Annotated in this window: 7 protein-coding genes and 1 pseudogene; 4 read left to right on the forward strand and 4 right to left on the reverse strand. The window is 66.5% G+C overall.

The annotated features are described in order from the left end of the window. A pseudogene (locus tag ACN6PJ_RS30295) lies at positions 1-2064 on the forward strand (DNA-directed RNA polymerase subunit beta'); the annotation flags it as partial. 70 nt (positions 2065-2134) lie between these two features. On the opposite strand, the gene ACN6PJ_RS30300 reads toward ACN6PJ_RS30295, so the two are convergent. Then, positions 2135-2530: a TssQ family T6SS-associated lipoprotein gene (locus tag ACN6PJ_RS30300; protein ID WP_427999360.1), complete on the reverse strand. Its 396-nt coding sequence runs from the start codon at positions 2528-2530 to the stop codon at positions 2135-2137. Positions 2531-2686: 156 nt separating this feature from the next. Between ACN6PJ_RS30300 and ACN6PJ_RS30305 the strand changes: the two genes are divergently transcribed. Beyond that, positions 2687-3925: a serine/threonine protein kinase gene (locus ACN6PJ_RS30305; protein ID WP_427999361.1), complete on the forward strand. Its 1239-nt coding sequence runs from the start codon at positions 2687-2689 to the stop codon at positions 3923-3925. 6 nt (positions 3926-3931) lie between these two features. Here the strand turns inward: ACN6PJ_RS30305 and ACN6PJ_RS30310 are convergent, their stop codons facing one another. Genes ACN6PJ_RS30310 through ACN6PJ_RS30320 form a run of 3 tightly spaced genes read right to left on the reverse strand, consistent with a single transcriptional unit; the run spans position 3932 to position 8168 of the window. After that, positions 3932-6283 carry a CHASE2 domain-containing protein gene (locus ACN6PJ_RS30310; RefSeq protein ID WP_427999362.1) on the reverse strand — a complete coding sequence of 784 codons (2352 nt, stop codon included), beginning with the start codon at positions 6281-6283 and terminating at the stop codon, positions 3932-3934. A 24-nt stretch (positions 6284-6307) separates the two neighbouring features. After that, positions 6308-7417, reverse strand: coding sequence for a FecR family protein (locus tag ACN6PJ_RS30315; RefSeq protein ID WP_427999363.1), 1110 nt, complete (start codon positions 7415-7417; stop codon positions 6308-6310). Positions 7418-7451: 34 nt separating this feature from the next. Further along, the gene (locus ACN6PJ_RS30320; protein WP_427999364.1) at positions 7452-8168 is read right to left on the reverse strand and encodes a response regulator transcription factor; all 717 of its coding nucleotides are present in this window, start codon (positions 8166-8168) and stop codon (positions 7452-7454) included. A 256-nt stretch (positions 8169-8424) separates the two neighbouring features. Between ACN6PJ_RS30320 and ACN6PJ_RS30325 the strand changes: the two genes are divergently transcribed. Together ACN6PJ_RS30325 and rpsL are read left to right on the forward strand one after the other, a co-directional pair. Then, positions 8425-9129, forward strand: a complete 705-nt coding sequence (locus ACN6PJ_RS30325; RefSeq protein ID WP_427999365.1) for a response regulator transcription factor — start codon at positions 8425-8427, stop codon at positions 9127-9129. Positions 9130-9684: 555 nt separating this feature from the next. Further along, positions 9685-10062 carry a 30S ribosomal protein S12 gene (rpsL, locus tag ACN6PJ_RS30330; protein ID WP_005017264.1) on the forward strand — a complete coding sequence of 126 codons (378 nt, stop codon included), beginning with the start codon at positions 9685-9687 and terminating at the stop codon, positions 10060-10062. Positions 10063-10245 lie beyond the last annotated feature (183 nt).

Here is a 10245-nt window from a genome sequence, read left to right on the forward strand (position 1 = left end):
TCGGGCGCCCGCGGTTCGGCCGCCCAGATCCGCCAGCTGGCCGGCATGCGCGGCCTGATGGCCAAGCCGGACGGCTCCATTATCGAAACGCCGATTACCGCGAACTTCCGTGAAGGCCTGAACGTACTCCAGTACTTCATCTCGACTCACGGCGCGCGTAAGGGTCTGGCCGATACGGCACTGAAGACCGCCAACTCGGGTTACCTGACCCGCCGTCTGGTCGACGTGACGCAGGACCTGGTGATCACCGAGGATGATTGCGGCACGTCGCAGGGCTACAACATGAAGGCCCTGGTGGAAGGCGGTGAAGTCATCGAACCGTTGCGCGACCGCATTCTGGGCCGCGTGGCGGCCGTGGACATCGTCAACCCGGACACGCAGGAAACGGCCATCGTCGCCGGCACCCTGCTGGACGAAGACATGGTCGACATCATCGACCGCATCGGCGTGGACGAAGTCAAGGTCCGCACGCCGCTGACCTGCGAAACGCGCCACGGCCTGTGCGCGCACTGCTACGGCCGCGACCTCGGCCGCGGCTCTTCGGTCAACCAGGGCGAAGCGGTCGGCGTCATCGCCGCGCAGTCCATCGGCGAACCGGGCACGCAGCTCACGATGCGTACGTTCCACATCGGTGGCGCGGCGTCGCGTTCGGCCCTGGCCAGCGCGGTGGAAACCAAGTCCAGCGGTGTGGTCGGCTTTGCCAGCACCATGCGCTACGTCACCAACGCCAAGGGCGAACGCGTCGCGATTTCGCGCTCGGGCGAACTGGCGATCTTCGACGACAACGGCCGCGAACGCGAACGCCACAAGATCCCGTACGGCGCGACCGTGCTGGTGGGCGATGGCGAGGCCGTGAAGGCCGGCGCGCGCCTGGCGACGTGGGATCCGCTGACCCGTCCGATCGTGTCGGAATACGGCGGCGCCGTCCGCTTCGAGAACATCGAAGAAGGCGTGACCGTTGCCAAGCAGGTGGACGAAGTCACCGGCCTGTCGACGCTCGTCGTCATCACGCCGAAGACCCGTGGCGGCAAGATCGTCATGCGTCCGCAGATCAAGCTGGTCAACGAGAACGGCGAAGACGTCAAGATCGCCGGCACCGATCACTCGGTGAACATCTCGTTCCCGGTCGGCGCGCTGATCACGGTGCGTGACGGCCAGCAGGTTGCCGTGGGTGAAGTTCTGGCGCGTATTCCGCAGGAATCGCAAAAGACCCGCGACATTACCGGCGGTCTGCCGCGCGTGGCCGAGCTGTTCGAAGCCCGTTCGCCCAAGGATGCCGGCATGCTCGCCGACGTCACCGGCACGGTCTCGTTCGGCAAGGACACCAAGGGCAAGCAGCGTCTGGTCATCACCGACCTGGAAGGCGTCAGCCACGAGTTCCTGATTCCGAAGGAAAAGCAGGTGCTGGTGCACGACGGCCAAGTCGTGAACAAGGGCGAAATGATCGTGGACGGCCCGGCCGATCCCCACGACATCCTGCGCCTGCAGGGCATCGAGAAGCTGGCGACCTACATCGTCGACGAAGTGCAGGACGTGTATCGTCTGCAGGGCGTGAAGATCAACGACAAGCACATTGAAGTGATCGTCCGCCAGATGCTGCGTCGCGTGAACATCGTCGACGCCGGCGATACCGAGTTCATCCCGGGTGAGCAGGTCGAGCGTTCGGAACTGCTGAACGAGAACGATCGCGTCACGGCTGAAGACCGCCGTCCGGCGACCTACGAGAACGTGCTGCTGGGTATCACGAAGGCCTCGCTGTCGACCGACTCGTTCATCTCGGCCGCTTCGTTCCAGGAAACCACCCGTGTCCTGACCGAAGCCGCCATCATGGGCAAGCGCGACGACCTGCGCGGCTTGAAGGAAAACGTCATCGTCGGCCGCCTGATCCCGGCGGGTACCGGCCTGGCGTACCACCACGCCCGCAAGGACAAGGAAGCGCTGGAGGCGGCGGAACGCGAAGCCGCCCGTCAGCAGGCCAACCCGTTCGAAGACTCGCCGGTCACGGTGGGCTCGGATGCGGAAACGCCTGCTCCCGACCTGGGCGCCGACGACTCCGCCGAATAAGCGGAAGCTCGCAAGCAAAAAGGCCGCTGATGCGAATCAGCGGCCTTTTTTTCATTGGGGTGAGCGAGGTCTATCGCGCAGCCTGTGACCGGGCCTGCTGGAAGACGGGCCCCCAGACCGGGTGGCCGGCCTCGTTGGGCGCCAGCGTGAATGCGGGATCCAGGGCGAGGATGCGGGAGAAGCTGTCTTCGCACAGCTGCGGATAGCGGCTCACGCAATAGCTGAACGCCTGCAATTTGTAGGCTTCGATGCGCACGGCCTTGGTGGACGTGGCCAGCGCGTCGGAAGTGGCCACGGTGCGGATGACTTCGCCATAGCGTCCCGCGCTGTACTTGTCGCGCACTTGTTGCAATTGATCCAGCGCCTCCGCGGTCGGCGGGCCTTCCGGCTGCCGGGAGGTGACGCCGGCGCAACCCGCAAGGAGGACGGATAGGCCGAGCAGACTACTCAGAATGCGAATTTTCATGGGCTTCCAAAGGGGGAGGGTGATGTGGCCATACGCTATCGTGCCACAGCCTGATGCGCTCGGACATTTTCGGCAATGTCCTTGCGTAGCGGATTCGATAATATTCGCCCTATTCACTTTTCAATGCATATTCGCGCCGTGGCGCAACTCTCGATCATGTCTCCTTCCGCCGGCCTGTTGACGCCGCGTGGCCCTTTTTCCGGCGCCGCGCCGCTTGCGCTGCGCCCCTTGAGCGCCATTGCCGCCAGCACGGCGGGGGGCGTTCCGGAAGCGCGCATCAAGCGGCTCCTCTCCGATCTATTGCCGTCCCTCATATCCTTGCATGCGCAGGGCGAGATCTGCGGTGACATTTCCCTGGAAACAGTGGGGATGGACGAGAGCGCGCGGGCGCATCTGGTTCCGGAATTGATCGTGGCGCGCTCGCGCCGCGTCAGCCGCACGCCGACCCCCGGCTTCGCGCCGTTCGAACTGTATACCGACTCCGTGGAGTGGCCGCGCGGCTCCTGGAGCGATATCTACGCCTTGTGCGCCGTCATGCATGCGCTGGTCACCGGCCGCCGGCCGCCGGCCGCGCCCGAACGCCGGGCGGCCGACACCTACGAACCGCTCGTCTCCCTGGGCCTGCCGAAATATAGCCATGATTTCCTGGCCGTGATCGACGCCGGCCTGTCCATGCGGCCCGCCGACAGGCCGCAAACGCTGGCCGAACTGGCCGAGATGCTGGGCGTCGCCGCGCAGCTCGAGACCTCCTCGGACCAGGCCGATTCCGCCGAGGTGGTTGCAGCGCAGGCCACGCCTGCGGTGGCCGCCGCGGCGCAGCGCCAGCCCGCGCGTGGGCGCCGGGTGTTGCTGTGGCTGTTGTTCGCCGTGGCCTTGGCCGGCGCGGGCGTGTATGCCTGGCTGGCGTCGGGCCTGGGCGCGCCGAATGCCCTGATCACCCGCTCCGAAGTCGTCCCGCCGAATCCGCCGGTCGTCCATCCCTTGCCTCAGGCGACGCCGCCGGCTCCCGAGCCTCAGGCGCCGCCGGAACCTCCCGGCCAGGCTCCGGCAGGCAGCATAGCGCCGGCGGAAAGCCCGGCGCCTGCCGCCGCACCCGCCGAGGCGCCACCCCCGGCCCAGGCACCGCAGGCGTCCACGGCGCCCGAGGCGCCCGCGGTCGAAGCCGAGGAGGCCAAGCCCAAGCCCGTGCCAGTATTGGTGCGGCTGGATATCCGCCCCTGGGGGGAAGTGTGGATCAACGGCGTGGCGCGCGGCATCAGTCCGCCCGTCAAGGAACTCAGGCTGATTCCCGGCAAATACCAGGTGGTGGTGCGCAACGCCGATCTGCCGCCATACCGCACGACCCTGGAGGTCAAGGCCGGCAGGCCGGGCGTGATCTCGCACACATTCCAATAGCCGGCGCTATGCCGTCGGAGCACCCTCGGGGCGGCGCTCCGACGGCGCTTCCGGCGCCATCGGCAGGCGCAGCGTGAAGATGGACCCCACGCCCAGTTGGCTGCTCACCTCCACCGATCCGCCGTGCCGCTCGGCCACGGTGCGAACGAACGCCAGCCCCAGGCCGGCGCCGCCGACGTCTCCCCGGCTTTCCACCCCCACGCGCGAAAACGGTTCGAACAGACGGGCCTGGTCGTCGGCTGCGATGCCAAGGCCCTGGTCATGGATGGCGACTCGCCAGAAGCCGGGTTCATCGTCGATGCCGCACTCGACGCGGGTCTGCGGCGGGCTGTATTTGATTGCGTTGTCGATCAGGTTGCACAGCGTGCGCATGAGCAGGGTCTGGTCGCCGCGGACATAGGCGGCAGGCAGCGGCAGCGGCAGCCGCAGATCCAGCGCAATCCCGCGTTTCTGCGCGGCGGCCCAGAACTCGTCGACGGCGTCCTGCAGCAGGCTGCCCAGATCCAGCTCCACCGCGCTGATCGTCATGGATTCGGCGCGCGTGAGATGCACGAAGTCGTCGACCAGGTGCAGCGTGCGCCTGGCCAGCGTGGCGATGCGGTTGAGCGTTTCACTTTGCCCTTCCTGGGCGCCGCTTTCCTGCTTCATCTCCACCAGCGCCAGGATGGAGCTTTGGGGCGCGCGCATGTCGTGCGAAATGAAGCGCAGGGTCTCTTCGCGCTGGCGTTCCGCTTGCCGGATGCGCGAGATGTCGGTCAGCGTGGCGACGGTGCCAGCGAAGTTTCCTTCGGCGGTGTGGATGGGGGCGCACTTCAGGATGAGATCGCGCCCGGCCCGGTCGCGCAGTTCGAGATCCGCGCTCCAGGGCGACGTGCCGGCGACCGGTCCCTTGCCGCTGAGCGCTTCGGCGACGCGTTGCCGGGCGGCGGGGTCGGAAATGGTTTTCTCCAGCAGGTGGATGGCGGGGCGGCCGACGCGGGGAGGACGCATGCCCAGGCGCTGGAAGTAAATCACGGCGGCCTGGTTGCGGAATCGCATGCGGCCGTCCTGGTCGAAAACGAGCGTGGCGTCGGGCATGCCGTCCAGACCGTCGGCCAGGAAGCGGCGCAGGTTGCGCACCCGCGCCAGCGCCCGGCGCAGCTCGCCGACGCGGCTTTCCAGCGACGCGCTGGGCCCGGCGGCCTGCGCGCGCGCCTCGTTCAGCACCGGCGGGTACTCGCGCTGAAGCCGGCGCAATTCGTTGTCCATGTAGCGCAACGCAGCCTCCTGGCTGCGCCAGCTCCATAGCGGGTAGCACAGGGCCACGCCCAGGAGCGCCGCGGTCGGGGCGAACCAGAAGTGGCCGTAGGCAAGCAGCAACAGTGCGGCTCCGAGTATGCCGGCCAGCAGGGCGACGCAGACCAGCAGGGCCCGCTTGGGCGACAGGCGCCACAACGCGAGGCAGGCCAACAGCACGGGCAGCGCCGAGAATAGCCCGTTCCACCAGGCCGGCGGCTGCTGGAAGGCAATTTCGTCGCGGGCCGCCTGCAGCAGATTCGCGATGATCTCCACCCCGGCCATGCCGCTGACTTCATGGGAGACGGGAGTGGGATAGGCATCGCCAAGGCCGGTGGCCCAGGCGCCGACCAGCACGTATTTGCCGCGCAGCTCCTCGGGCGACAGGTCCCCCCGCAGCACGGACAGGTACGGCACGCTGCGCACGTGCGCGGTGGGACCCGCGTAAGGGATCAGGATGCTGCCGTCCGGCTGGGCGCGCTCCAGGAGTTTTTGCGCCCGCGGTCCTTCGCCGCCGACTTCCAGCATCGATATGGCCATGTGGTTCCAGCGCCTGCCCGCGACCTCGGCGGTCAACGTGGCTTCGCGGACCGCGCCGTCGGGATCGACGTGCGCGTTGATGAACCCCATCGCCGCCGCTGCCTGCGCCAGGCCGGCAATGGGGCCGCTGGCGCTAGAGGGGCGGGAGAGGCGGTCCAGCACGATGGGCAGCACGGTGTGCCCGTTACGCCGGATGCTGTCGGCAAGCATGTGGTCGTCGTCGGGATGGACAGTGTCCGGCTCGGCGAAGATCAAGTCCAGCCCGACCGCTCTTGCGCCATGCAGTCGGTCCAGCAGCGCGGCGTGGATCGCGCGCCGCCAGGGCCAGCGTCCCAAGGCGTCGATGCTGGCGTCATCGATCGCCACGATGAGGATGTCGGGGTCGGCGCTGCGGCCGGTTGCCGATACGGCGCGGTCGTACAGGATCTGGTCGACGCGGCCGAAACCGTTGAGCGAGCCCAAGAGGGCGGCCAGCACCGCCAACGCTATCGTCAGCCACAACCCTGAGCGCGAGGTCCGGTCCAGTGGATCGGCGGTGGCCATGAAACTCCTTTCCGTGTGTCGGCCCTAGTATTCGGTGAGCGTAATGAGGCCGCCTGTGCCGCTAGCCACCCCGAGGCCGAAGGAAGTCATGAGCTGGTTCGCGCCCTCGAAGGTCGCGATCGCGTCCTTGCCGCTCAAGCCCAGTTCGTCGACGGCTCGCACGGATACGTAATAGGTGCCCGGGCCGGGCGCCGCGAAACGGATATCGGTGGTGGGGAAGTTCGCCGACGATACCGGCAACGCGCCGTCGGCATCGCGCGAGACGCGCACCAGGTAGCTTTGCGCGCCCGGCACGGGCGACACGTCGGTGGTCCATGCGCCGCCGCCCGCGCGCACGGGTTCGCCCAGCTTCGGCGCGGCGAGCAGGGCGCGCACGCCCGAAACGACGCCATCGGCGCCGATCGCCGCGCCGTAGCCCTTGGCCACGGCGACCGGCTTGTCGGGGCGCGCGCCCGGCGCGTGCGGTTGCAGGCGGACACTGCCTTCGAGCACCTCGCTGTGCACGCCACGTTCGTTGCTTTGCACCCGGAACCGCGTGCCGCGCACGCCGGTCACCGCGACGGGCGTGCGGACTTCGAAGCGCCCCACGCCTTCGCCGGCGGGAGCCACGGACGACTCGACGCCGCCGCGCCGCACCTCGACTACCGAATCCGTCAGCGAGGTGCCTTCGAACTGGCGCAGGCGCGTCAGCTCGACCGCTCCGCCCGCGGGCAGGGTCAGTTTGGAGCCATCGGCCAATTCCAGCGTGACGAAACCGTTGGCGGCCGTGGCGACGGTGCTGCCTTCGGCCACCGTGTCGCCGGCCCGCAAGGACTTGCCATCGAGGCTCGCCTGCCCGCTGACGTGCAGCACGCGCGCGCTGGCGGCCCGCTCGGGAATCATGGAAAGCGGAATGCGCAGCTCCAGGCCCACAGGCAGCAGCTCCGGCGTGGTGACCTGGTTCAGCGTCTGCAGGCGGCTCCAGTTGGATTGATTGCGTGTGTAGCGGGCTGCCAGGTCGATCAGGGTGTCGCCCTGGCGGATGCGGTAGATGAAATCGTCTCCGAGCGCGCCGGCCGGCTGGCTGCGCGCCGGCGCGGTGAGCAGTAGACAGGACATCAGGACAAGCAAAGAAAGCGCGCGGCAGCGGCTCATGTCGATCGATTCTCCGGGGTGCGGGGGAGTACGCTTACTGCGGATTGGATGGAACGTCCTCGGCCGGGCTGGTCAGCTCGAGCCGGTAGCCCAGGGCGTAAGAGGAAGAGAGGCGCACGCCATGCTCGGGACGCAGCTGGAGTTTTTGGCGGATGTTCGACAAATGGGTGTCCAGCGTGCGGGAGGTGGCGGGGATTTCCCTGTTCCAGACGCATTCGGCCAGCACGTCGCGCGACATGAGGCGGCCGATATTGCGGAAAAAAAGCAACGCCAGGTCGAATTCCTTCGGCGCCAGGGCGACCGGGGTGGAATCCAGGGAGATCGCGCGCGCGGCGGGCTCGATGCGGTAGCGCGCGACGTCGAACCCGTCGTTGGCGGGCTCCGCGATCTGGCTGCGGCGTAGCAACGCCGCCACACGGGCCAGCAGCTCCTGGGGGCGCAGGGGCTTGACGATGTAGTCGTCGGCGCCGGCGCGCAGACCTTCCACGAGGTCATCCTCGCTGGAGCGGTTGGTCAGGAAAATGACGGGTATGCGCGGGCCGATATTGGCGCGCAGCCAGCGCACCACATCATCGCCGTCGATATCGGGCAAGTGCCAGTCCAGCAGCACCAGGTCAAAACGCTCGGTGCGCAACGCAGCCAGGAGATCCCGGCTTTGCTGGTAGCTGGTGCAGGTGTATCCCGCAGTGGTCAAAACTTGCTGGATGCGGCGTGCTTGGTCCAGGTCATCTTCCAGCGACGCGATTTTCATCAGACGTGTTCTCGCGAAGGTTTGCTACGCAAGCGCGCGCTATGGCGCCCTACTGCAAGAGGGTAAGGGAATTCGAGTAGACGAATGATAACTCGGGCAGTGTCCCCACTGGCTACGTTATGCCAAGAACTGTCAAACATTGCAAAGTTGACGAATCTTGACTGGAGTTGTTGCGTCGCAACGCGCCACACTGTCTCAATCGTCCCATCGCCGGCTGCACTGAAGTGAGCGGGTCGAATCGCTGGATGGAACAAATATGAATCAATTGCGCATACTTATGATGTCACCGGACGAGGCGGCCCGCGCGGTCGCCGTGTCCGCCTTGCTGCAGGCCGGCATTTCCGCGCGCGGCTGCTCGACATCCCTTGAACTGTTCGGATTGCTCAACGGGGGCGCGTACGACGTCGTGGTCCTCGACGTGGGAACGTTGGGGGAAATCGGCTACGCCCTGGTGGCGCGGCTGCGCGGCTCCTCGTCCCTGGGTATCGTGGTGATGGGAAGCAACATGTCCGTGGAAAGCCGCCTGCGCTGCCTGCAAAGCGGCGCGGACGCCTGCCTGCCCGAACCGCAGGATCCGCGCGAGCTGGCCTGCATCCTGCTGTCCCTGGCCCGCCGCCTGCCCACGGGGCAGGACGAAGAGGGCCTGGCCGACGCGGCCGCGAACGGGCAATGGGAACTGCGAGACCAGGGCTGGACCCTGGCCGCGCCTTCGGGCACGACCATCTCCCTGTCGGCCAATGAGCGCCTGATCGTGCGCTCGCTACTGGAAGTGGCGGGCAGGGCGGTCGGGCGGTCCGAATTGGGCGAAGAGCTGCAGGTCGAGGGCGGCACCGCGCGGGCCAGCGGTTCGCGCAGCATCGACGTGATCGTCAGCCGCCTGCGCCGCAAGGCCGAACTGGCCGGCGTGATACTGCCGATCCGCACCGTCTACGGCAGCGGCTACCTGTTCGCCGACCAGTAGGAGGAAAGGCGTCCGGCGGGTACACTGGCCGCGATGCGCGATGCCGCCGGTTCGGGGCCCGGACGGGTTTTCCCGACCGGCTCCCCGCCTGGGTTCCTCATCGGAATGCCTGGCCGGAACGTCCGGCTATATGGCCCCAAATTTTCACGACTGGCGTCTAACTGGCTGGCTTTTGCCGGCAACGCGCGCCCAGGCCGGGTTTACAAATTTCTTTGACAGTGCGCCCGAATCTCAGTTATGCTAAAGGGCTAACTGCTTTATTTCGCGCGCAAAATCTGGCCGCGTAGGGTCTGGAAGTTCAGAGTCAGGAAACGAGGTGCGTCACGAGCCTTTCGTTTCACGGCACACAGCACACAAGCGGGGTCTTCCCCGCGGCGTCTCCCCTTACGGCTCCCGGTCTTGTGCGTTTTGTCACAGTTTGTTGGCAAACCCGCTCTTTTACGTATACGAACGTTTGAGGCGGTTTTGCGCGAACTGCCTTCTCCGAAGCTCACCGCCTTAGGAGACTAGTACGCAAGTACTTACCAGTGGTACGTAAAAGGGATTTCAAAGGTCATGCCTACCATTAGCCAACTCGTGCGCAAGCCGCGCGAAGTCAGCATCATCAAAAGCAAGAGCCCCGCGCTCGAAAACTGCCCGCAACGCCGCGGCGTGTGCACTCGCGTGTACACCACCACCCCCAAGAAGCCGAACTCCGCTCTGCGTAAGGTTGCCAAAGTGCGTCTGACCAACGGTTACGAAGTCATTTCGTACATCGGCGGTGAAGGCCACAACCTGCAAGAGCACTCGGTGGTTCTGGTGCGTGGCGGTCGTGTGAAGGACTTGCCCGGTGTGCGTTATCACATCGTGCGCGGTTCCCTCGACCTGCAAGGCGTCAAGGACCGTAAGCAAGCCCGCTCGAAGTACGGCGCCAAGCGCCCGAAGAAGGCTTAATAACGAGTCGGTAGTACCCCGGAGTGGCGGAAGTCCGTCACGAGGGAAGTGCAACCGCGCCATCCGGAACACAGGAAGGTGCGCGGCACGTAAGGGGTCGTCCCATTGGGCGGCCATGGCCGTGTAATGAAACACGGTTCAACTGAACAGACACAAGGAAGCAACAATGCCCCGTCGTCGCGA

The sequence above is a fragment of the Achromobacter sp. genome, from assembly GCF_050285585.1.
Taxonomy (GTDB): Bacteria; Pseudomonadota; Gammaproteobacteria; order Burkholderiales; family Burkholderiaceae_B; genus Achromobacter.

What these genes read in the sequence shown, in the direction of transcription:
- ACN6PJ_RS30300 (WP_427999360.1), bottom strand. Translation starts at nt 2,530, where the DNA reads ATGAAAATTCGCATTCTGAGTAGTCTGCTCGGCCTATCCGTCCTCCTT.
- ACN6PJ_RS30305 (WP_427999361.1), top strand. Translation starts at nt 2,687, where the DNA reads ATGTCTCCTTCCGCCGGCCTGTTGACGCCGCGTGGCCCTTTTTCCGGC.
- ACN6PJ_RS30310 (WP_427999362.1), bottom strand. Translation starts at nt 6,283, where the DNA reads ATGGCCACCGCCGATCCACTGGACCGGACCTCGCGCTCAGGGTTGTGG.
- ACN6PJ_RS30315 (WP_427999363.1), bottom strand. Translation starts at nt 7,417, where the DNA reads ATGAGCCGCTGCCGCGCGCTTTCTTTGCTTGTCCTGATGTCCTGTCTA.
- ACN6PJ_RS30320 (WP_427999364.1), bottom strand. Translation starts at nt 8,168, where the DNA reads ATGAAAATCGCGTCGCTGGAAGATGACCTGGACCAAGCACGCCGCATC.
- ACN6PJ_RS30325 (WP_427999365.1), top strand. Translation starts at nt 8,425, where the DNA reads ATGAATCAATTGCGCATACTTATGATGTCACCGGACGAGGCGGCCCGC.
- rpsL (WP_005017264.1), top strand. Translation starts at nt 9,685, where the DNA reads ATGCCTACCATTAGCCAACTCGTGCGCAAGCCGCGCGAAGTCAGCATC.